Here is a 22,972-nt window from a genome sequence, read left to right on the forward strand (position 1 = left end):
GACCCGATACGACAAAACACGGAAATCCTTCTCAGCATTCCTCGCTCTGGCCGCCGCAAAGATTTGGCTGCCATACTTTGTCAACAGGGCCTAAGACCGCCAAACCATTTCACAGTGCCAATTTTAAAACGATGATCTCTGAGCGCCCGCTCGTTCCTTAGGTCAAATATTTTCTGCGGATCAATTCCCTCAACGGTTAAGGCGTCACAGCGAGGCTCGTGATCAACGCTCTCTCCATCTGCGCTCCGAAGCGGATCCTGCATATCACCCCACCACAACCCGTGAAAGAACTGATACATAATATAAAATCCAACAAAATGCGTAATCTAAAAAAGATAAGCAAGCAATCCATACCTCACAGTACAAAAAAAGCGAATAACCTCATTGTTTCATTTATAGAATACACGATTAAATTGAAAACTATTCGATTTTATTTAAAAAAGACCCTCAATAGATCGTCTGAATGACTCCCTCACCTTCACCGCAGACGCGCATATGCACGCTGTTCTCATTCACGTCACGATCAGCCACATATTGTCGCCGCGCGCTGCCGCTCTTCAAGCGCATGCACAGTCAGCGGGGCGACGGGCTTGATGCGTCGCTTGCGGCCAGACCTTCGTTCGCGCACCAGTCGCGACATGGCAGCGACCGATGGTTGCCGCACCAGTCGAAATAGCCGCCCTGTCCGGTGGTTCAATCTTGCGGCGTGTAGCCGAGCGTCTCGAACATCGGGCGAAAGCCGGGATCGGTCGCGAGATAGGCCTCGATCAGCAGCGCAAGCTTGGTCGCGACGACAGGCGTGGCGGCGGCCAGCGCGTGCATCCGCTCGGGATCGCCCAGCGCGATCTCGGCATAGGTGTTGAAGTCATTCTCGGTGGAGGTCGCGCCATAGGCGCTCAGAATGCCGGTGTCCGGGGCCGGATCGTCATCGCCCGCCTTGCCGATCGCCTCTGCCGCGGTCGCGTCCGCTTGCCAGCCGGGCGGCATCAGCATGCCCCAGCGCATGGCAATCGTCGGCTGGCGCTGCCAGATCAGCGAGGAAAACTCGTGATGCACCCCGAGCCGCGCCGTGCGCAGATTGGTGTCGTCGCCGAAAGCCGGATTGCTGGCGATCACGATGAAGTTCGGACCATCCGTTCCCCCACCCTCGGCATCGCCGAAGCCGATCCGGCTTGCCAGCACGATGCCCGGGCAGAGCCCGGCAAAGGTGCCGGGCGGATAGACCGACAGCGACAGGCCGATGCCCGTCAGCGTCGGGCCGAGCCCGGCGGTCTCTGCCGGCGCCAGCGTCACCCCCGGCAGCTGGCTTGCGACGCTCCTGTCGGACCCGCCAACGGTCATGGTGTCCGGATCGCCAGTCAGGATGCGCGTTCCGCTCGCCTTTTCGATTGCCGCGATCTGCACGGCCGGATCGATGGACGAATCGACGGCCGGCGTCGGCCGCCCGGTAAACTGCCCGTAGAGAAGCACGCCGCCGATCACCAGCATGGCGAGCGCCAGCAGAAGTCGGATATACCGGGTCCGACCAGCCATCAACGCGCCATGGCCGGCATCAGGGCGGCACTGGCCTTGATCGTCAGTTCGAGCCGCATGGTGGCCGGCAGCATCGCCCGGGGCATGACGGTCCCGGCGGTGCGAACCGCCGCAAGCCCGCGCAACATCGACATGCCGCGCGCATAGGAAGCGCCGGCTGCGGCAAAGGAGGCCGGATCGTCGGCAATGCCGACGCCGGAGAGATCCTCTATCAGCGTGGCGACCACGATCACCCCGGCGCCGATGACGAGGCCGGTGCCGATCACCTTGTGCCAGTTGACGCCTTCCTGGCGTACCGGCTGCGCCGAGGGACCGCGCGGGGCGCCCGGCTGCGGGGTCAGCTCGACGACATAGGTGACATCCTCGGCCAGATAGAGGAAATTGCCGATCGTTCCCTCGAGCTTCGGCAGTTTGATCTCGAAACGAAGCTTCGGCACCGGACTGTTCGAATCCATCTGCGTCCCGATGGCGAAGGTCGGCAGATTGGGGGTCTTGCTCTGGCTCACCAGCATCGAGCGCAGGGTCAGCTTGTTGGTGCCCGGCTCGTAGATCATGGTGGTCTTCGAGGCCAGCTGGTTGAACGCCGTGTTGGCCGCCTGGGTGACCGCGACCTCGATCTCGCGCTGGGTGACGTAGACCGCCGGATAGTTTTCCTTGGTCGACAACAGCACGCTGCCCATCATCTTCATCTCGATGATCACGCCGGGCTGGGCGACCGGCGGGAACTTGATGTCATCCAGCTTGTACTTGAACACAACCGGCGACTTTATCTCGGGGAGCTGCCGGGTCAGCGGGCCCTGGCCGTTCTGGGCCTGCGGCGCGTCGGTTCGGCGCACCGGCTGGGGGCTCGGCGCATGGTTCTGGCGCATGGCCGGGTCCTGCGCCGTCGCGCCGCCGTGTCCGGTCGCGGGCGGGGCGAGCGTCGCTGCCGGCTGGCCGGCGGGCCTCTGCCGGGGCCTTTGCGCCCCGATTCCCTGGCTGACGGGCAGGAGAATGACCTGGCCGGGATAGATGAGATCCGGATTGTCGATCGCCTTGCCGGTCACGGCGACGACATCGCGCCTGTTGTTGTAGCGCCAGATCCGCGGCCATTCTCCGGCATGGCCGAGATAGGCGCGACTGATATCCCACAACGTATCTCCCGAAACCACTGTATGGCGGGCCTGAGCCATCCCTGTCTCCTCCAAGCAGCACCCTTATCACGAGGTGCACATCTTCAATCCGGTCATCATTCTGGTGGGGCGGCGTCGGGTCGATGCCGCAGACTTGCATGATGCACCAGACAGCGTGCCGTTCTTGGCCAAATTACGGCCTTATTGACAAGCTTTTACGAAAGGATCGCGACCGGGGCGGGTGGCCGGCGCAGCTCCGGGAAACCGGTCTCGGCCACGCCCCGCAGGGACAGGGTGGGCTTACGCTGCGTGCTGCGCCGCGGTCCCAGCTCAGATCCGCGCCGGCACACAGCCTCTCTTCCAGCGGGGCATCTCGGCAAGGGGGGCGAGGTCGCCGGAACGGCAATAGCCGTCGGACAGTCCGTCCTCGTCGCGATCGACCTCTGCCCAGCCATCGGATTCCGACAGGACATGGATCGTGCGGGCGACGCAGGAATGGCCGACCGGACGGCCCTGCGGCCGGTCCAAAATCTCCAGCCGCGGCACATTCACCCATTTGCGATGGGCGGCGATCGTTTCCAGCTTCGCCGCACCATAGGTCTTGATCGTCCCGTCCCTCTTGAAGGCCCCGATCGAATTTCCGGCAGCCGGATTGACGATGCTGGTGTCGATCCTCACCGCCTGCCCCACATCCCTTGTCAGGGCGGACTGGCCCACTTCGGTCTTGTTCTGAAAAAACGTCCAGTCGCCGGAATTGAGGAAGGCCTGGGTCCCGTCCCAGGCCGGCGCTTCGGGAATCCAGAAAAAGCTGGCAAGTCCCCTCTCCTTCAAGAGCCGGCAACGCGACCCCGCCGCATAGACGCCGATCCGGTATTGCGGTGTCAGCCGGGCGTTCAGCAAGGCGAAATAGGCCAGGATATTCTCGTCCGTATTCAGGGATCGGTCGGAATCGACGCCGATATAGATCGTCGAGCCCTCGGGCTGGCCGATCCGTTTCGCCCGCTCCAGGATGAACCGGCTGTCGTGATCGGCGGTTTGCATCGTATAGCGATCCCTCGCGCGCCCGTTATACTGATAGACAATCCCCACGGCGAAATCGAAGTCATGCAGCAGGTCGCGTTCGCGCACGGTGATGTTCTTGCAATTCAGCCCGGCATTGTTCCTGTCGGAATAATAGCGAATGATCGTGTCGACGCCCCGATCGCGCAGATTGGCGAGAAACCGGTCGTTGACCTGGCGGCAGGCATTGGTCCCGTCGAGACCATCCGGCACCTGATCGCGATCGAAATACGCGGCATTGGCCATATCGATGATATGCAGCCTGGAGGTCTGCGCTGGCGCAGCCGCAGCTGCGGCAAGTTTCGGCGCAGCCGCTGCCAGCGCACAGCACGTCGTGAGCCTGACGAAATCCCGTCGTGAAACCATGTCTCAAATCCCCCGTCCCTGGAAGTCCGCTCGAAGTCCTGCCCGGCACGTCGAAAACGCGCGATGTCAGGGCTGGCCGTCACCGACTGGACCGGCGCAGCGCCTGTTCTGCTCGACCCCTGATCCTTGAGTGCGTCCTGCATTTGAAAAGGTTCATAAAGACAACCCGACTGGACGCGGATTTTTATTAGATGCGCAATCGGCCGTCCGCGCCGCAAGGAAAAAACCGCCTTGGATCGTCGGGCGGCGGCCGATACCGGGCCGGCCGTACGAGCGCTGCTTTGCCATGCGTCGAACGGCAGGGCAAAGCAGCGGCTTGCCATTGTCCCGGACGCGAAGAGGACTAGATTTTTTCCAAAGCTACCGTACGAGTATCCGCATTGGCATTGCGAGGAGTAGAATTCGTTGAGTCTGGACGTCACATCTCTCTCCCGCGAGGAGCTGGAAAACGAAGTGCTGCGCCTGAGAGGCGAGACCGTCGTCGCGCGGGCACTGGCGTCGAGAGAAGCCGAACCCGCTCTCGATGCGGATGACAGGGGGAGCCTCGAAGAGGCGATGCTGCGCAGCCGCGCGCGCTACCGTGCCTTGTTCGAGGCGATCGACGACGGCTTCTGCATCATCGAGTTCATCGACGGTCCGCACGGCCCCTTGAGCGACTACGTCCATATCGAGGCCAATTCCGGCTATGGGCGCCACACCGGCATTCACGACATCGTCGGCAAGCGGCTGCGGGATATCGAGCCGACCGCGGCAGACAAGTGGCTGAAGATCTACGGTGACGTCCTGCGCGACGGCGTGCCTATCCGTTTCGAACTTCAGTTCGAGGCTGTCTCCCGTTACATCGAGGTTTCCGCCACCCGGATGGAACCGAAGGAATTGCGGCAGGTCTCGGTGCTGTTTCGCGACATCACCGAGCGCAAGACGGCGGAGGCAGCCTTGCGGGCCAGCGAGGCCGTGGCGCGCGCCAACATCGAACGGGTGCAACTGGCACTGGCCGCAGGCGCAATCATCGGCACCTGGTTCTGGAACCTGCCGGATGACCGCTTCGAATTCGACGAGGGCTTTGCCCGCGCCTTTGATCTCGACCCGGCGCTCAGCCACAGCAAGATCGGCTTCGACGAGATTGTCGCCAGCGTGCATCCGCAGGACCTGCCGGGCTTGCGCGCCGCCATGGACCAGGCGCTTGCGCGTGGCGGCCCCTATGTGCAGCAATACAGGGCGCGCCGCGCCGACGGAAAATACTACTGGCTCGAGGCCAATGGCCGCGTCGAGCTCGGTCCCGACGGCAAGGCGCTGAGCTTCCCCGGCGTGCTGCTCGACATCGAGGCGAGACGGACCATCGAATCCGAACGCGACCGCGCGGCCGCCGCCCTGCGGGCGCTCAATGACACGCTGGAGCAGCGCGTCGCGGAGCGCACGGCGGAACTGATGCATGCCGAGGAACAGCTGCGCCATGCCCAGAAGATGGAGGCCGTTGGCCAGCTGACGGGCGGTATCGCGCATGATTTCAACAACTTGCTGGCCGGAATTTCGGGCTCGCTCGAACTGATGCAGACGCGTCTGGCGCAGGGACGTATCGGCGATCTCGACCGCTATCTGACCGGTGCGCAAGGGGCGGCCAAGCGCGCCGCCGGCCTGACCCAGCGGCTTCTCGCCTTTTCCCGGCGTCAGACGCTCGATCCGAAGCCGACGGTGCTGAACCGGCTGGTATCCGACATGCAGGATCTGATCACCCGCAGCGTCGGCCCGACGATTGCGGTGGAGACCGCCCTGGCGGGCGGCTTGTGGTCGAGCCATGTCGACATCGGCCAGCTGGAAAACGCCCTGCTCAACCTCAGCATCAATGCCCGCGACGCGATGCCGGACGGTGGAAAGCTCACCATCGAGACCGCCAATCGCTGGTTCGACGACCGGGCCGCGCGCCAGCGCAACCTGCCGCCCGGTCAATATGTCTCGCTTTGCGTCAGCGATACAGGCACCGGCATGACGCCGGATGTGGTCGAGCGCGCCTTCGACCCGTTCTTCACCACCAAGCCGACTGGCCAGGGAACCGGTCTCGGCCTGTCGATGGTCCACGGCTTTGCCGGCCAGTCCGGCGGTACCGCGCGGATTTATTCCGAACTCGGCAAGGGCACGATGATCTGCATCTACCTGCCGCGCCATCTGGGCGAAGCGCAGGCCGAGGAACAGGTGGAGGAAGAGGCCGCAAATCTTGCCCCCGCCGCCGAGCATGAGACGATCCTGGTCGTCGACGACGAACCGCTGGTGCGTATGGTCGCCGTCGAGATCCTCGACGAACTCGGCTACACGGTGCTGGAGGCGGAAGACGCGGCAGCCGCGCTGAAGATCCTGAAATCCGGCCAGCGGATCGACCTGCTGGTCACCGATGTCGGCCTTCCGGGCGGCATGAACGGTCGCCAGCTTGCCGATGCCGTGCGCGTCGAGCGGCCCGAGCTTCGCATCCTCTTCGTCACCGGCTACGCCGAAAACGCCGTCCTCAACCATGGCCATCTGGACCACGGCATGCATGTCATGACCAAGCCCTTCCTGGGCGAGGAACTGGCCCGCAAGGTGCGGGAACTGCTGGCCGACTGAGCCGGGGACGGTCGTCGGGGGCGGCCCTTGCCGCCCTTAAGCCTCTTCCAGAAACCCGCCCGACTGGCGCGCCCAGAGGCCGGCATAATGGCCGCCCAGTGCCAGAAGCTCGGCATGGGTGCCCTGCTCGACGATCTGGCCCTTGTCGAGGATCACCAGCCTGTCCATCGCCGCAATGGTCGAGAGGCGATGGGCAATCGCGATCACCGTGCGGCCCTCCATCAACTGTTCCAGGCTCTGCTGGATCGCCGATTCGACTTCGCTGTCGAGCGCAGACGTCGCCTCGTCGAGGATCAGGATCGGTGCGTCCTTGAGGATCACCCGGGCAATCGCGATACGCTGGCGCTGCCCGCCCGAAAGCTTCACCCCGCGCTCGCCGACATGGGCGTCGAAACCGGTGCGGCCGTGCCAGTCGGAAAGATGGCCAATGAATTCCATCGCATGCGCCTGGGTGGCGGCGGCGATCACCTCCTCGCGGCTGGCCGACCGCCTGCCATAGGCGATGTTGTCGTGCAGCGAGCGGTGCAGCAGCGAGGTGTCCTGGGTGACGACCGAGATATAGCGGCGGATGCTGTCCTGCGTGGCATCGGCAATGTCCTGCCCGTCGATGGTGATCCGGCCCTTCTCGATGTCGTAGAAGCGCAGCAGCAAATTGACCAGCGTCGACTTGCCGGCGCCCGACCGGCCGACGAGACCGATGCGCTCGCCGGGCTGGATGTCGAGCGACAGGTTCTCGATGATCCCGCCCTTGCGGCCATAATGGAACGACACGTCGTCGAAGGTGATCGCGCCCTTGGAGACTTCCAGCGGCCGGGCCGCGGGGCGATCGGTCAGCCCGATCGGCTTGGCGATCGTCTCCATCGCCTCGTGCACCGTGCCCACCTGGTCGGAGATCGTGGTGATTTCCTGCGCGACGCGGGCCGACGTCCCGGAAATCTGCAGCGTCATCGGAAGCACCATGGCGACGATGTCGATGCCGATCGCGCCATCCGCCCAGAGCCGGATCGCCACCCAGGTGGTGCCGGCGATCAGAAAGCCGGACAGCAGGGTAAGGCCGATGCCGAACAGCGACAGCCAGCGGTGCTGCTCGATCATCCGCCCGGTGTGGATATCGACGGAATCGCGAACGAAGGCATCCTCTTCTTCCGGCCGGGCAAACAGCTTCACCGTCATGATATTCGTGTAGCTGTCGACGATCCGGCCGACCATGTCGGAGCGGGCAAAGGCGATTGCCTTCGAGCCCCGGCGGATCTGCGGCACGATCAATGCGAGAAAGGCGACATAGGCGACCGTCCAGGCGGCCACCGGAATGACCAGCCAGACGCTGGCGGCCGCCAGGAAGGCCGAGGTGATGATGCCGAGCGCCGCCAGATACCAGACGACCGAGATCACCGAGACGACCGAGCCGCGCAGCGTATGGCCGATCTCCAGCACCCGCGAACCGATGCGGCCGGCAAAATCGTTCTGGAAGAAGGAGATGTTCTGCCGCACCACATGCCAGTGGCTTTGCCAGCGCACCATGTTGGTGACGCCGGGCGCGATCGCCTGGTTGAGCACCAGCGCCTGCAGCGCGGTGACCAGCGGCTTGATCACCAGCACCAGCGCGATCAGCCCGAAGATCAGTCCGGCACCGTCGGCAAACACCCGCGCCGGCGTGGTCGCGGTCAGCACCTTGACCAGCTTGCCCATGAACACCGGGATCGCCGCATCGGCCACCGCGACGAAGAAGCTCGCCACCAGCAGCGCCAGGAACAGCCCCTTCGCCTGACGCACGAAGAACCAGTAGAAGCTGAAAATGCCGCTCGGCGGATTGCCGGGGGTTTCCCGTGCGGTCGGGATGATGAGGGTTTCGAAATAGCGCAGCATGGCGGTCGGTCCGGAAGGCGCGCCCCGGAAAAAGGACGCGCAGGCAGGAGATGGGGGCTCGGGATCGTCGGGGATCGCGATGCGGAAGAATCGCGGTCATTGGATTCCCATTGCCGGCATCTGGCAACGGGTCAAATCCTGTCTATCGGCAATGCCCCCGCTCCCGCAGGCGGGATATGCCCCCTTCTGCCGCAGGGGGATATGGCATCCTCTCCCGCAGGCTTGATCCTTTCGATCGCACCTGCCTTGCCTCCGCTACCCCCTGTCAGGCACGGATCAGGATCTTGCCCGCCCGGCCGGACTGGGCCGCCGCCGTCACCGCCTTGTCGACATCGGCAAGCTCGAAGGTGCCGCCGACCTGCAGCGTCACGATACCCTTCGCCACCAGCTCGACCAGTTCGCCGATCATGCCATTGGTCTTTTCACGCGGTGTCGTCTGCATCAGCTTGGACAGCCAGAAACCCTTGACCAGCGCCTGCTTGAAGATCAGGTCGCTCGCGGCAAGCTGCAACGGCTTGCCCGACATCAGCCCGAAGGAGATGAGCTGTCCGTCCTCGGCCAGCAGCGACATCAGGGCGCCCGCCTCTTCGCCACCGACACCGTCGATCGCGACCGAGATCGGCGCGTCGCCGACGATCTTTGCCACCTGTTCGCGCCAGCCCTCGTCTGCGGTCGAGACCGCATTGCCGATGCCGAGCCCGGAGAGTTCCTGGACCGCCGAGGCCCGCCGGACGAGATTGACGACTTGGATGCCGCGATGCTTGGCGATCATCGCAAGCACCTTGGCAACCGCACCGGTTGCCGCATTCTGGACGATCCAGTCACCCGGCTTGGCACCGACGAAGTCGAGCAGGAACAGCGCCGACAGCGGCATGCCGATCAGCTGTGCCGCGTCCTCGTTCGAGATCGCCTCCGGCAGCGGCACGACCGCCTTGGGGTCGGCCAGCACATATTCGGCCCAGGCCCCGTGCAAGCCGCCCGCGGCGACCCGCTGGCCGACAGCGATGCCGGTAACCCCTTCGCCGAGGGCATCGACCGTCCCCACCGCCTCGCTGCCGCCGACTGCCGGGAGGTCCGGCTTGTAGCCATATTGCCCGGAGACGGTCAGAAGATCGTGGTTATGGATTGCCGAAAGAAGCGTTTTCAACCGGATCTGTCCCGGCGCCGGCTCCGGCAGGGGCCGGTCTTGCGCTTTCAGGACGGATGCCGGATCGCCGAAGGATGAATAGGTTGCGCTGAGCATGAGGATCTCCCGAAGGATTGCTGTGATAATAGGAACGGGCGGCAGTCGCCTCAGGCGGTGGCATCCGCCACCAGCTGCGAGGTCGAGGTTTCGACGACCGGCTCTGTTTCAGGCCGCGCCGCCCCTGCCGGAAGCCGTCAGGTTCCGCAAAACGTCCGCGTGACCATCTCTTCCGGCCGCGGCGGGCGGCGGTAGGCTTCGTGCTCTGCCGGCTCTTCATAGGGCTTTTCCAGCGCTTCGTTCAGCCGGTCGAAGAACGAAAAATCGCCATAGGTGGCGGCCGATATGGCTTCCTCGATCCGGTGATTGCGCGGGATGACGGCCGGGTTGACGGCTTCCATCGCCGCCTGCCGTTCGCCAGGCGTGCGCGGATTGTCGGCAAGGCGAACCCGCCAGCGGCCGAGCCAATGGGGCAATTCGTCCGCCTGTCGGAACTCCTGCCGGAGCACCGCGTCGTCGGCCCCGCCGGCAAGCTTGGCAAGGGCGCGGAAACTGCGGGTGAAATCGGCCTCGCCGCCATGCATCAGCGCCAGGAAATCGGTGACCAGATCCAGATCGCCCTCGTCCTCGCCGGTGAGCCCGAGCTTGGCGCGGAAGGCTGCCATCCAGGCCTCCTGGAAGCTTTCGCCGTAGTCGACCAGCAGCGCATTGGCCGCCTCCACCGCCTTGTCCTGGTCGGCGTGGATCAACGGCAGCAGCGCCTCGCCGAGCCGCGCCAGGTTCCACTGACCGATCGCCGGCTGGTTGGAATAGGCATAGCGGCCGCGCTGGTCGATCGAGGAGAAGACCTTTTTCGGATCATAGGCGTCGAGAAAGGCGCAGGGGCCGAAATCGATGGTCTCGCCCGAGATCGTCATGTTGTCGGTGTTCATCACCCCGTGGATGAAGCCGACCGACATCCAGCGGGCGATCAGTTGCGCCTGACGGGTGGCGACCTGACGGACGAATTGGAGATAGCGGTCGTCCCGCCCCGAAAGCTCCGGATAATGGCGGGCGATGGCGTGATCGGCCAGCGCCTTGACCGCATCATTGTCGCCGCGGGCGGCGAAATACTGGAAGGTGCCGATGCGGATATGGCTGGCGGCGACGCGGGTGAAGACGGCGCCAGGCAGCATGGTTTCGCGCACCACCGGCTCGCCGGTCAGCACGGCGGCCAGCGCCCGCGTCGTCGGAATGCCGAGCGCTGCCATCGCTTCGGAGACGATATATTCGCGCAGCACCGGGCCGAGCGCCGCCTTGCCGTCGCCATTGCGCGAAAACGCGGTTTCGCCGGCACCCTTCAGCTGGATGTCGCGGCGGTTGCCGGCCCGGTCGACCACCTCGCCGACAAGGATCGCACGCCCGTCGCCAAGCTGCGGATTGAAATGACCGAACTGATGCCCGGCATAGGCCATGGCGATCGGGGCGGCACCTTCCGGCAGGCGATTGCCGGCAAACATCGCCGCAAGCTCGTCGTCGGAAAGCCCGGTCAGATCCAGCCCCAGCTGGTCTGCCAGCTGCCGGTTGACGCGGATCAGCTTCGGCTCGGGCGCCATGGCCGGGCGCGCCTGACGATAAAGACGGTCCGGCATGCGGGCATAGGAGTTGTCGAAAGCGATCTGCATCGGTCCTGTCCTTCTGGTTGTTGTTGTTATCGTGTCCCTGATATGGCGATGCGAAGGCCAGACACAAGGCATGGCGCGGCGGCACCCCGATGCGCACGGCCCTGCCTGGCGCTGTTTTGCGCCGCTGGCTCACGCTCCGGTGAACGCGCTTGGTCCGCCCAAGGCGCGCCCTATATAGGGGCTGCCCGAACATGATTGGTTGCAGGAGATTTTCAAAGTGCCCATTCGCCCCTTCCACCGCGCAGCCTTTGTCTCTGTGGTTCTCGCCACCGCCCTGCCCGCAGCCGGCATGGCGCAGGATCAGGCGCAAGACACCGCAGCCCAGCAACAGACGCGCAGTGACGGCCGCGCCGGCCTGTTCGGCATGATCCCGCCCGATGCGACCACCGAGCATGTCCTGACGACGCAAACCGGCAAGCTCGCCTACAAGGCGACCGCCGGCACGCTCGATCTGTTCGACGGGACAGGCACACCCAGCGCCAAGATCTTCTACACCGCCTATGTCGCCGACGACGCGGCGAAGGACCGGCCGCTGACCTTCGTCTTCAATGGTGGCCCCGGGGCAGCCTCGGCCTATCTGCATCTCGGCCTTGTCGGCCCGCGCATCCTGCAATTCGACAAGGACGCCGATGCCGGAACCCGGCCCGAGCTCAGCGACAATCCCGACAGCTGGCTTGCCTTTACCGATCTCGTCTTCATCGATCCCGTCGGCACCGGCTGGAGCCGCGCGGCCGACGAGAGCAAGGCCAAGGGCTTTTACGGCGTCGACAGCGACGCGGAAAGCCTTGCCAAGGCGATCGCCCTCTATACCCAGAAGAACAACCGGCTGGCGGCTCCCAAATACCTGCTCGGCGAAAGCTATGGCGGGTTCCGCGCAGCCAAGGTGGCGGCCGCCCTGAAGGAAAGCCAGGGCATCCTGACCTCGGGGGCAATCATGATCTCACCCCTGATCGACGGCCGCTTCCTGCCCGATCACGATCTCGACCCGGTCCAGGCCGCCGTGCAGCTGCCGTCACTGGCGGCCGCGAAAATGGAACGCGAGGGCACCTTCTCGGCCGAAAAGATGGCCGATGTCGAACAGTTCGCCATGGGCGACTATCTGGTCTCGCTGGCCGGCCCTGCGCCTTCCGGCGAGGAGGCCGACCGGCTCTACGGCCATATCGCCGACCTCACCGGCCTGCCGGAACAGACGGTGGCAGACGGCCGCGGCTTTATCGGGGATGCCTATACCAAGCAGTCGGCCGGCCCCGGCAAGGTCGTCAGCCTCTATGACGGCGGTCGCACGGTGGCAGATGCCTATCCGGAATTCTCCGGCAATCACAATGACGACGTGATCCTCGACGGCTATACCCGGGCCTATGGTCCGGCCTTTGCCGCCTATGCGCGCAACGCGCTGAACTTCGACTGCCAGATAACCTACAGCCTGCTCAATACCGATGTGAACCGCAAATGGGACTGGGACGGCAGCCGCGAGGATGCCGATGCCTCCGGCGACCTGCGCGATCTGCTGTCGACCATTCCCGCTTTTCGCCTCGCCATCTTCCAGGGTTATAGCGACATTCTGACCCCGTATGGCGCCAGCCGCTACGTGCTCGATCATCTGCCGCCGACGCTGTCTGAGGGCCGCACGGAACTGAAGCTCTATCGCGGCGGCCACATGTTCTACACCGATCCCGACCAGCGACGTTCGGCCAGCGCCGACGCCGAGGCCTTCTACGCGGCGCAGACGACCAACTGATGGAGGCAGGCGGCGGCCGTCGCAAAAGCGCTATGTCAGCGGCAGAAACAGCTCCGCCACCGCCGCGTGCTCCGGCACTTGCGGAAACAGGCTGAGCCTCTGGCAATAGATCGGGAAGTCGCGCAACTCTTCCCCGCTTGCCGGAAGCCAGTCGCGGTACAGATAGAGCGCTGCGGGTTCCAGATTGCCGGTATCGCCGACGACACGCAGCACGGCGCAGCGCCCGCCGGGGATCACGCCCGGCACCACCTCCCCGCCTGCACCGTCGATCGGCTTCTCGGTCCCGACGCAGAGATCGATGCTGTAGTCGGACGGCAAGGCCGGGCGCCGCTCGGAGCGCCAGATATTGAAGGTCGGGTTGGTGTCCGGATGCAGTCCGGCCGCCTCGCGCCAGGCGATGAAGCGCTGGAGCGTGGCGCCCAGCAGAGCGGGGTCTCCCCGATGCTGCAGGATCGCCACCGGCGTCGGAGCCACATCGCGGATCACGACATCATCAGGGGTAAAGGTCCTTGGCATGCGCTTGCTCCTCGCAGTGTCGAGCGGCCCGAAGGCCAATAGCCACGGCCCCCAGGCGGGAGACTTGCGGAAGGACGAGGGCGATTGCCCGAACCGTTGGCGAAAGGCGCGGGCAAAGGCATCGGGTGCCTCATAACAGGCATCCATGGCGATGGCCGTGACGCTTTCGGCGCTGGTAAAGGCCAGCCGATGCGACGCCCGCTTCATTCGGGCGAGCTGGACATAGCGATGCACCGACAGCCCGAAGGTCGCGGAGAACTGCCGATGGAAATGAAATTTCGAAAACGCCGCAATGCTGCTCAGCCTGTCGAGGTCCAGATCGCAATCCAGATGCCGATCGATGTGATCCAGTACCCGCTGCATCCGGTCGTCGAAAACCTGGCTCTGCCTCTCCATCATCCCTCCTGCGTGGCACCACCCAATAAAGCGCATGCGCGCGGCACGCGCTCGACCGATCTTGCGGTCTTGTCCGGCATTCGCGGCAAATGGTGCAAGGAAACGGAAGGGAGATTGAAGGCTGGCCCGACTGAGCAAAAGCGCGAGCTCATGACCGTCAAACGGACGGGAAGCCGCCAGACGATCTGCATGCCGAGGATTCGCATGCCAAATGCCCCGCCGACGCCCACACCAGCAGGCAAAAACCTCCCGACGGCGTCCGGTTCGGCAATGTCGCGGCTACAATGACGAAGGCTCGACGATGAAAGGCTCGCCTCTTCTGCCTTGCACGCCACCGTGCTGGCAGAAAGCCGGCGATACAGTTTCCATCACCGGGCAGATGGCCTCGAGGAGGCCGCAGAAGCATTCGAGCGTTCAAGGCAACGCGAAGGCATCTCCGCAGCGGGCGCGTTTGAGTTTTACTTGGCGCGGCCCTTCTTGGCCGGTGCCTCGACGACCGGCTGGGCCAGCCGAAGGGCGCGCAGCTTCTCGGTCTTCTTCTCGCGGGCGGCGACTTCGGCGGCCATGATCTGCTTGGCGGCGGAATCGCTCAGCTCGGCCTTGGACTGGGTCGCCATCTTGCCGGGCTTGAAGAACTGGTCTCGGGTTGCGGTCATGTTTTTCTCCTTGGATGATGAAATTCGATGGGTGAAACGAAGGGTTGGTGAAAGCCGCGGTCGGACCATCGACAATCTGGACGCGGCCCGATTGCAGCCCACATCACCGTCCTGTTGCGGCTGCGGGCGGATCCGCTGTCGTGTGGGAATATCATCGCCCGCACCCACAGGCTCTCTGCCCCCTTGGCAAGGGGCTAGCGTCTTGCCTTGATGGCAACCGGCGTGACCCAGGGCGCCGCCCGGTCGCGGGCACCCTCTTCAGACGGCGTCGCCGACCTTTCCAGCGCTGCTGCGTCCTCTTCCGAGACCTGCGCCTCGATGTCGTCGCCATCGATGCGGCGTTCGAAATTCTCGTCGCCGAACCGCACCCGGTACTGCACCGCACCGCGCTGCTCCGGCAGCACGGCCGTAATCCTGCAGGTGCGCGCCAGGCCGGGCTGGCGGAACGTTCCGCTCTTCAGCACGACGGCATCGCCTGAGACGTAGGTTTGACTGGACATGGCGTCCTCTCTTTCGTGTGTATGACAGATATGAATATCGCGGGTCCGAAAAACCTGATCTCTTCCCGCATATGAAATTGATGGCGATCGGCAGCGGCACCCCGCACGCTTTAGCCCCGGCCTCGCATCGAGGTCCGCGCGTCCCGCTGGCCTTTGATCTACTGACCACATCTCCCATTGGCCAAGGCATTCCCAGTCTGCGGCCCTCCCGGCCTCCTGCCCGCGGACCGCGCGTCAAAAACCCTGCGGCAATCCCGCGCAGGCAGTCAGCCAGGGATCGACCGATCCTCCGCGACAGGAAAGCGCGCATCTTCCCGCTGCCGTCCCTGCCAGCCTCCGCCGCACTGCCGCCCTGCAGCAATTGCCAGCCGGCATGGCATCCCCCTGTCTACCGGCATCCGGAAGGGCTTGCCTCGAGGGACCCGTCCGGGGCACGGACCATGCCAGCCGTCGCCGCCGGATCCACCGGGAGCACCATCACCATGCCGAGACCGGTCGCAATTCCAGCGCCTCGGTCGACGACGACAACGGCACGATCCTTGAAGCTTGAAACACGGCAAAGGGAGTTGCGATCGTTGCGCCCGGCCCTCCTCGGAGACGCGACAGATGCGGATCGGAAAGACAAAATCGTGTGTAAGGCGGAGCCCGACTATTGTCGGCCATGAAATTCCAGGCACCGATCAAGATACCAGCAGTTCAAATATAGCGTAAAACACCGCGAAAACAAGGCGAATTGCCGTTTTGACTTCGATTGACCCGAGAATAGCGCTCAGACGAATCTGTTATCGGCTGCCTCCAGAGCGCCGACCACGAATTTCTGGCCGTAGGGTTTGGAGAAAAACTGGCTGTCGGTGGGGATATCATGGCCGTTCAACCGGTGCAGCCCGGAGACGATGATGATCGCCACGGCCGGCCACCGTCCCCGCACCGTCTCGGCGAGCTTGAGGCCGTTCATCCGACCCGGCATGTCGACATCCGTAAAAAGGATGCCGATATCGGGACATGCCGCCATCAATCCAAGCGCATCAGACGCGTTGGAGGCCGAATGCACGATGAAACCGGCCGCCTCGATCATGTCGATCGTATCGAACAGGATCAGCGGTTCGTCTTCGACGACCAGGACGCTGGAATTTCTTGAGGTGTCTGTCATCCTATGCAAGGGTTGTGGCGCGGGAAAGGTTCCATTTATTCTTGCTATTCCCGGTCGACGACCCCGTCGAGCACGAATTTTATACCCTGCGGCTCGTAGAAGGTCTGGCCGGTGCCGTTGAAATAGGCGGCGACGACGCGGCCGGTCAGGGTCGAGCCGAAGCCGGACCGCAGCGGCGCCGAAACGGCGGGCCCGCCGCTTTCCTGCCATACGAAATTCAGCCGCCGGCCCTCGCTCACCTGCCAGGACAGGTCGACGGTCCCGGCCGGCACCGACAGCGCGCCGTATTTCACCGCATTGGTCGCAAGCTCGTGGATGGCAAGCGACAGGCCGAGCCCCTGCTTGGCCGGTATGGCAATGTCCGGCCCGTTCGAGGTGACCCGGTGCGCACTGTCGATATGCGGGCTCAATGCCGCCTTCACGATCGCTGCGATATCGGCGCTGACCAGATCGCTCTGGGTGAGGATGTCCTGCGCCCGCCCGAGCGCCATGATCCGGCTGCCGATGGTCTCGCCGGCCTCTTTCAGCGACGACGAATGGCGTAGCGACTGCGACACCACCGCAGACACCATCGCCAGCATGTTCTTGATCCGGTGCTGCATCTCTTGATGCAGGACCACGTTCTGCCGGTCGGCGACCTGGTGCTCGGCGATATATTCCTGCGCCTTTGCCATGTTTTCCGTCATCCGCCGCTGCATCAGCACATGCGGCGTGGCGTCCGTCGCGATATTGATGAAGCCGGCAATGCGCCCGTCCGCATCGTGCAGCGGACTGTAGGAAAAGGTCCAGTAGGTCTCCTCCTGGAAACCATAGCGGTTCATGAACAGCGGCAGATCCTCGACCCAGGTGCCCACGCCCGACAGCGCCTTGCGCACGAAGGGCAGCAGATCGTCCCAGATCTCCGCCCATATCGTCTGGAACGACTGGCCGAGCGCGTTGCGATCCTTGACCCCCAGAAACGGCGCGAAGGCGTTGTTGTAGAGAGTGATCAGTTCCGGCCCCCAGCAGATGCAGACCGGCTGGCGCGAGCCGAGCATCATCCGCACATTAGCCTTCAGCGGGCCCGGCCAGGTCTCCGGCGCGCCAAGGGCGGTCTGCGACCAGTCGAACGCGCGAAACCGCGTTTCCATCCGGCCGGGGCCGGCGAGAAAGTCCGATACCGGCGGAACCTCTTCCAGGCCTGTCCAGCCATTGCTCGTGGTCATTGAAACGTCTCGGCCATGCGGATGATTGAAACCTGATAGATGTCCCCGGTCAGCGGCGACGAGAAGGGCGATATTGCTGCGATTACAACGATAACGGGGCAACAGCGAAAGTCACGTTCTTTCTGTGGCCGTCGCTTGTGAGGGCAAGGAGGCCGCCTTGAGCCCCCTGTTTTGGACGGGTCTGGCTGCCGCCGCTTGTCGGCCAAGGCCACCGGATTCGGCGATCCGGCGCCTTGCTGATTCTCCGCAACTGCCGTTTTCGACATGCACGCCGGAACCCGGCCAGACGACCGCTAGTGGGCCTGAGGCATCACACGACCGGGTCGGCGGGCCGTTTGGCGTCGCAGCAATTCGCCATGGACAGACGAAAACGGGTTACGCTACTCTGATCCGGTGTTTATAGATCGGACGGGGCGCGACCGATATCCGGGCGCCTGTGTCGACCATAACGAGGGACAATCATGTTCAAGAGACTTTCCATCACCGCCACCATTTTTGCGGCCGCCGCCGCACCGGCCCTTGCCCACCTGAACCCGGCCGAGCACGGCTCCTTTCTGGCCGGCATCTCGCATCCGCTGACCGGCCCCGACCACATCCTGGTCATGGTCGCCGTCGGTCTCTGGGCAAGCCAGATCGGTGGCCGTGCGCTGCTTGCGGTTCCGGCCGCTTTCATCGGCGCCATGGCGATCGGCTTCGGCCTGGCGCTTGCCGGCGTCTCCCTGCCCTTCGTCGAACCGGCCATCCTCGCCTCGGTCGTCGGTCTCGGCCTGCTGGTTGCAACAGCCCTGCGCGTCAATGTCGTGGCGGCCTCCGCTCTGGTCGGCGTCTTCGCCCTCTTCCACGGTCATGCCCATGGCAGCGAGCTGGGGACCGCCGGCGCCTGGCAGTTCGGCGCGGGCTTCCTTGCGGCGACGGCCCTTCTGCATCTGGCCGGCATCGCTACCGGCCTTGGCCTCAACCGCCTCGGCCCGAAGGTGACCCGTGCCCTCGGCCTGCTGACCGCTGCCGGCGGTGCTGCCCTGATGCTCGGCTGATTTCCGCCACTTTGCGGAACAAACACGAACGGCGGGCCTGGCCCGCCGTTTTGGATTCCGGTTGCCGGATATGCGCATTCCGCGCCGAACCCGGTCCCCTCTGTTCACCTTGTATTCTCAGCTTGCCAGCGACAGCTGCTTTTCCTCGACCGGCTGCCCGCCGAGCATCGCCTCGATCTCGCTTTCCGGCAGCGGCCTCGACAGCAGGAAGCCCTGGAAGCTGTCGCAGCCGAGCGCTTTCAGGAAATCGACCTGCTGCGGCGTCTGCACACCCTCGGCGGTGGTCTTCAACCCCTTGGAGCGGGCAACATCGATGATCGCCTTGACGATTGTCTCATTGCCGCGCCGCTGGCCCAGCCCCTCGATGAACGACTTGTCGATCGTCACCCGGTCGACCTCGGCCTCGCGCAAGCGGTTGAGGCTGGAGAAGCCGACGCCGAAATCGTCGAGCGCGACGGTAACGCCGATGGCGCGCAGCGTATTGATGTTGCGGCCGCAGATCGCGCCGTTTTCCATCCACGCGCTTTCGGTGATTTCCAGCTCCAGCCGCTTCGGATCGAAATTCGAGCGCTTCAGGATGGCCATCACGCTGATGGCGAAATAGGGATCGTTCCACTGCACCGGCGAGACGTTGACGCAGACCTTGCCGACCGACCAGTCGGCAGCGGTGCGGCAGGTCTCCACCAGCACATGGCGGCCGAGCTCGCGGATGAGACCGGTCTTTTCGGCCAGCGGTATGAAATCGTTGGCCAGAAGCTCGCCGCGTTCGGGATGATGCCAGCGCACCAGCGCCTCGACGCTGACGATATCGCCGCCACGGCTGGCATATTTCGGCTGATAGAGCACGCTGAACTGAGACGGATCGGCAAGTGCATTGCGCAGGTCGCGCTCCTGCTGCGCCCGCTCGCGCACATGGTCGTCCATCTCCGGCCCGAACATCGCGAACTGGCCGCGACCGCGCGCCTTGGAATGATAGAGCGCGACATCGGCCTTGCGCACCAGTTCCTCGCGGTCGGTGCTGTCCACCGGGAAGGTCGCAGCCCCCATCGACACGCCGACCGAGATCTTGTGCTTCTCGTAGGGGATCGGCGCCTTGACTGCCTCCAGGATGGCCGCGCACAATTCCTCGATCTCTTCCACTCGCTCGAACGGCACCAGCGCGTTGAATTCGTCGCCGCCGATACGCCCGGCGACAGCACCTTCGGGCAGCAGCGCGCCGAGACGGCTGGCGGCGGCCCGGATCACCGCATCGCCGGCGGCATGGCCAAGCGTGTCGTTGATCTGCTTGAACCGGTCGAGGTCGAGATAGACGAGCGCGAACTGCTTCGTCTCCGGCGTCGCTGCCCGGCGGTCGAGCACACGGTCATAGGCCGAGCGGTTGAGCAGGCCAGTCAGCGGATCGTGGTTGGCGAGATAGCGGATCCGGTCTTCCTGCGCCTTGTTGCGCCGCTCGCGATCCTCCAGCATCATCGAGAAGATGAAGATGCCGACGGCGATCGCGAAGAACATGCCGACCAGCATGGGCATGATCGAGATCAGGTAGGCGAGGCCCGGACGATCGGGGCGCCAAGCGAAATAGCCGAAGACCGCGCCATCGCTGCGCAGCAGCGGCAGCGCCGTCTCGTTGCGCGACCCGGGCAACTGCCTGGCGAAATGCAGGCTGGCAAAGCCGTATTCGACCGACAGGTCGGAGAGGAAATCGGTATCGAGCCGGCGCACGGCAACATGCAGATACTGCTCGCCTGGGGGCTGCGTCAGAACCCCGGTCTTGGCGATGATCGGCTTGACGCTGAGGATCGCCGGATGGCCTTCGAAATAGCCGTAGTCACTGGCCCCCAGCGACAGGATCTGGCCGGCACGCACGCTGCCGCCACCCTGGCGAAGCCTGGCACGAAGCCCCTTGGCCATGCCCAGAATGGCCGGCCGCAGGCTGTCGAAACGGTGATTGTCGACCTGCTTGCCTTCGATCGAGGCGAAGATCGGCTTGTCTTCGCCATCGACGACGAAGGCGGCGTCATGACCGAAATAGCGCTGCATCCAGCTGCCGAGATGGTCGTCGATCCACTTGTCGCGATCGGGGGTCGGGGGACTGGAGAGATGGTTGACGGCATCGTCCCAGACGGTGGTGCTTTCCTGTTCGTGGCCGATGCGCGACCGGAAGGTATTGATCAGCCGCGTCGCGATCTTGATCTCGCGCGCGCTCGCAGTCTTGTCGACGCCGTCCATGGACACATAGAGGAAGGCCAGCACGATCATCATGATGAGGCTGGCGCCAAGGCCCGACAAGACGAATATGCGAAGTGGGTAACCCCGACCGGTCTGCCCGCTGCTGCGAATTTTCATTATCCCCTCGCTAGATTGCGAGGCCCAGCATGTCACGGCAAGCGTTAAATTTTAGCGTAGCTCACTGCATAAATACTTCATAAGTCAAAATAATGAGCTTGCTGATGAAGAGCCTCCGCGCGCCTCATCCGCCACATGAGCCAGTGGAATCAGAAAGCGCACAAACCATCTTCAAACCGCTGGAAACGCTTCCGCTTTAGCAATCGCGCAACTGGCCTTGGGACGGCAGTACTCAGCCGCGGCCGCGATAGGTGGCGACCCCCTGCTCCGGCAGCCAGACGCCCTTCGGCGGCTCGTCGGTCTGCCAGAAGACATCGATCGGAATGCCGCCGCGCGGATACCAATAAGCGCCGATCCGCAGCCATTTCGGCTCCAGAAGCTCGACCAGGCGCTTGGCGATATAGACGGAGCAGTCCTCGTGAAAGGCGCCGTGATTGCGAAAGGCAAACAGGAAGAGTTTCAGCGACTTCGATTCCACCAGCCAGTCGCCGGGAATATAATCGAGGACGATATGGGCGAAATCCGGCTGGCCGGTCATCGGGCAAAGCGAGGTGAATTCGGGCGCGGTAAAGCGCACGACATAATCCGTGCCGGCATTGCCGTTCGGCACCTTTTCCAGAATCGCGGTTTCCGGCGCGGTCGGCGCCTCGACGGTATTGCCGAGCTGCGACAGCCCGCTGACATCGGTCTTGCTCATTGCCTAGTCTCCTCGACGGTCACACGATCGCCGTGCGCCTCTTCATCTTCCGGTTCGACGTGGATGGTGATCCGCGCACCCGGCTGCACCTGCCTGATCGCCACCTCCAGCCGGTCGCAGATCACATGCGACTGCGCAACCGTCATGTCTCCCGGCACGACCAGATCGAAGCCGACAAAGGTCACCGCCCCTGCCCGCCTTGTGCGCAGATAATGCACGTTCAGAGAGCCGGCCGAATGGGCCGCGATCGCCGCCTTGATTGCCTCGACCTCACCGGGCTCGACGGCCTTGTCCATCAGCCCGTCGACCGAATGCGAGATCACCTTCCAGCCCTGCCAGATGATGTTGAGCGCCACGACGATGGCAAGCAGCGGATCGAGGATCGCATAGCCGGTATAGACCACGAGGATCAGGCCGAGCAGCACGCCGACCGACGTCACCACGTCGGACATGATGTGCTGGCCGTCGGCCAAAAGCGCCGGCGAGCGATGGCTGCGCCCGACTCCGATCAGGATCCGCGCCCAGACGAAATTGATCACCGCGGCCATCGCGTTGATCGCAAGCCCTGTCACCGGCGCCACCAGCACGCTCGGATGGGCAAGGGCGTCGATCGCCTCCTGCAGGATCAGCAGCGCCGCAATCACGATCAGCACGCCCTCCAGGACGGCCGAGAGATATTCCGCCTTGTGGTGCCCGTAGGGATGATCGTGGTCGGCGGGCTTGCGCGCATAGCGCACGACGAAATAGGCGATGACCGCGGCCACCACGTTGACCGTCGATTCCATCCCGTCGGACAGCAGTGCCACCGAGCCGGTCAGCCACCAGGCGACCAGCTTCAGCCCCATCACGCCAAGCGCGAGCGGTATTCCCCAGAACGCCAGGCGCTGCACCCGTGTGTCGCTGTCTGCCGTCATGGCCCTTAGTCTCCATGCTGTTGCGAGCGATTTGCAAACCGCAATTCCAAAACGACGAAACCGCCCGCGGCAAAGCGCGGACGGTTTCTGTCTTTCGCCGGGGTATGACTCAGCCGGCCGGTCTTGTCAAAGCCAAAGCACGCGGCGATGCAGAACCGCTTCGATACGCCATGCGCCCGCCTGCCCTCAAGGAGGGGTTGTCCGCGACCTCGGCCGGCCGCACCCATGACCGGTCAGCGCCTGCGGGTCTTGGCTTGGCGGAGACTGAACGGTCACTGCACCCACTCCGGTCTCCAGAGACGGGGCCTCGGCCGCCTGCTCTCTATCTTCGTCTCCGGCGATCACCGCCGAGGGGGAAGCCCATCCTGCAGGACAATTATAACTTGAGGGTGATGCTACGCGGCTAGCAACACGACTACGCCCCGCACCATGACGGCTTGCGTTA

17 protein-coding genes and 1 pseudogene are annotated in these 22,972 nt (G+C 64.1%); 4 read left to right on the top strand and 14 right to left on the bottom strand.

Annotated features, from left to right (window positions below; genetic code table 11):
* Positions 1-94, top strand: a pseudogene (locus tag J2Z17_RS25645) (IS5 family transposase); the annotation flags it as partial.
* Between the two features lie 599 nt (positions 95-693).
* On the opposite strand, the gene J2Z17_RS23670 reads toward J2Z17_RS25645, so the two are convergent.
* From J2Z17_RS23670 to J2Z17_RS23680, 3 genes are all read right to left on the bottom strand, one after another.
* Complete coding sequence (locus J2Z17_RS23670; protein ID WP_209949048.1) at positions 694-1,533, bottom strand: hypothetical protein; 840 nt, start codon at positions 1,531-1,533, stop codon at positions 694-696.
* Positions 1,533-2,666 (bottom strand): LysM peptidoglycan-binding domain-containing protein, encoded by a 1,134-nt coding sequence (locus tag J2Z17_RS23675; protein WP_209949050.1) that lies wholly within the window; start codon positions 2,664-2,666, stop codon positions 1,533-1,535. Before J2Z17_RS23675 ends, J2Z17_RS23670 begins: the two co-directional genes overlap by 1 nt.
* A 309-nt stretch (positions 2,667-2,975) precedes the next feature.
* Positions 2,976-4,070 carry a glycoside hydrolase domain-containing protein gene (locus J2Z17_RS23680; RefSeq protein ID WP_209949052.1) on the bottom strand — a complete coding sequence of 365 codons (1,095 nt, stop codon included), beginning with the start codon at positions 4,068-4,070 and terminating at the stop codon, positions 2,976-2,978.
* Between the two features lie 405 nt (positions 4,071-4,475).
* On the opposite strand from J2Z17_RS23680, the gene J2Z17_RS23685 reads away from it, so the two are divergent.
* Positions 4,476-6,665, top strand: coding sequence for a hybrid sensor histidine kinase/response regulator (locus tag J2Z17_RS23685; protein WP_245224324.1), 2,190 nt, complete (start codon positions 4,476-4,478; stop codon positions 6,663-6,665).
* 36 nt (positions 6,666-6,701) lie between these two features.
* Here J2Z17_RS23685 and J2Z17_RS23690 read toward each other — a convergent pair whose 3' ends face one another.
* The 3 genes from J2Z17_RS23690 to J2Z17_RS23700 all read right to left on the bottom strand — a co-directional run bounded on the left by J2Z17_RS23690 (position 6,702) and on the right by J2Z17_RS23700 (position 11,378).
* Positions 6,702-8,531, bottom strand: a complete 1,830-nt coding sequence (locus tag J2Z17_RS23690; RefSeq protein WP_209949055.1) for an ABC transporter ATP-binding protein — start codon at positions 8,529-8,531, stop codon at positions 6,702-6,704.
* A 265-nt stretch (positions 8,532-8,796) separates the two neighbouring features.
* Positions 8,797-9,774, bottom strand: a complete 978-nt coding sequence (locus J2Z17_RS23695) for a zinc-binding dehydrogenase (RefSeq protein WP_209949057.1) — start codon at positions 9,772-9,774, stop codon at positions 8,797-8,799.
* A 137-nt stretch (positions 9,775-9,911) separates the two neighbouring features.
* Positions 9,912-11,378 (bottom strand): protein adenylyltransferase SelO, encoded by a 1,467-nt coding sequence (locus tag J2Z17_RS23700; protein ID WP_209949059.1) that lies wholly within the window; start codon positions 11,376-11,378, stop codon positions 9,912-9,914.
* 289 nt (positions 11,379-11,667) lie between these two features.
* On the opposite strand from J2Z17_RS23700, the gene J2Z17_RS23705 reads away from it, so the two are divergent.
* Positions 11,668-13,116 (top strand): S10 family peptidase, encoded by a 1,449-nt coding sequence (locus J2Z17_RS23705; RefSeq protein ID WP_209949186.1) that lies wholly within the window; start codon positions 11,668-11,670, stop codon positions 13,114-13,116.
* Positions 13,117-13,146: 30 nt separating this feature from the next.
* On the opposite strand, the gene J2Z17_RS23710 is transcribed toward J2Z17_RS23705, so the two are convergent.
* From J2Z17_RS23710 to J2Z17_RS23730, 5 genes are all read right to left on the bottom strand, one after another.
* On the bottom strand, positions 13,147-14,028 hold the full coding sequence (locus J2Z17_RS23710) for an AraC family transcriptional regulator (protein ID WP_209949188.1): 882 nt from the start codon (positions 14,026-14,028) through the stop codon (positions 13,147-13,149).
* A 458-nt stretch (positions 14,029-14,486) separates the two neighbouring features.
* Entirely contained in the window at positions 14,487-14,684 is a 198-nt protein-coding gene (locus J2Z17_RS23715) for a hypothetical protein (RefSeq protein WP_209949061.1), read from the bottom strand.
* A 194-nt stretch (positions 14,685-14,878) separates the two neighbouring features.
* A complete protein-coding gene (locus J2Z17_RS23720) occupies positions 14,879-15,184 on the bottom strand; it encodes a cold-shock protein (RefSeq protein ID WP_209949063.1) in 306 nt (101 codons plus the stop codon).
* Positions 15,185-15,953: 769 nt separating this feature from the next.
* Positions 15,954-16,334 (bottom strand): response regulator, encoded by a 381-nt coding sequence (locus tag J2Z17_RS23725; RefSeq protein WP_209949065.1) that lies wholly within the window; start codon positions 16,332-16,334, stop codon positions 15,954-15,956.
* Between the two features lie 44 nt (positions 16,335-16,378).
* The gene (locus J2Z17_RS23730; RefSeq protein WP_245224325.1) at positions 16,379-17,539 is read right to left on the bottom strand and encodes a sensor histidine kinase; all 1,161 of its coding nucleotides are present in this window, start codon (positions 17,537-17,539) and stop codon (positions 16,379-16,381) included.
* A gap of 461 nt (positions 17,540-18,000) precedes the next feature.
* On the opposite strand from J2Z17_RS23730, the gene J2Z17_RS23735 reads away from it, so the two are divergent.
* Entirely contained in the window at positions 18,001-18,573 is a 573-nt protein-coding gene (locus tag J2Z17_RS23735) for a HupE/UreJ family protein (protein WP_209949067.1), read from the top strand.
* A 117-nt stretch (positions 18,574-18,690) separates the two neighbouring features.
* Here J2Z17_RS23735 and J2Z17_RS23740 read toward each other — a convergent pair whose 3' ends face one another.
* The 3 genes from J2Z17_RS23740 to J2Z17_RS23750 form a co-directional block, all read right to left on the bottom strand.
* On the bottom strand, positions 18,691-20,916 hold the full coding sequence (locus tag J2Z17_RS23740) for a putative bifunctional diguanylate cyclase/phosphodiesterase (RefSeq protein WP_209949069.1): 2,226 nt from the start codon (positions 20,914-20,916) through the stop codon (positions 18,691-18,693).
* A 232-nt stretch (positions 20,917-21,148) separates the two neighbouring features.
* A complete protein-coding gene (gene queF, locus J2Z17_RS23745) occupies positions 21,149-21,613 on the bottom strand; it encodes a preQ(1) synthase (RefSeq protein ID WP_209949072.1) in 465 nt (154 codons plus the stop codon).
* On the bottom strand, positions 21,610-22,527 hold the full coding sequence (locus tag J2Z17_RS23750) for a cation diffusion facilitator family transporter (protein ID WP_209949074.1): 918 nt from the start codon (positions 22,525-22,527) through the stop codon (positions 21,610-21,612). Before J2Z17_RS23750 ends, queF begins: the two co-directional genes overlap by 4 nt.
* Positions 22,528-22,972: the final 445 nt, after the last annotated feature.

The sequence above is a fragment of the Heterorhizobium halophytocola genome, assembly GCF_017873095.1.
Classification (GTDB): Bacteria; Pseudomonadota; Alphaproteobacteria; order Rhizobiales; family Rhizobiaceae; genus Allorhizobium; species Allorhizobium halophytocola.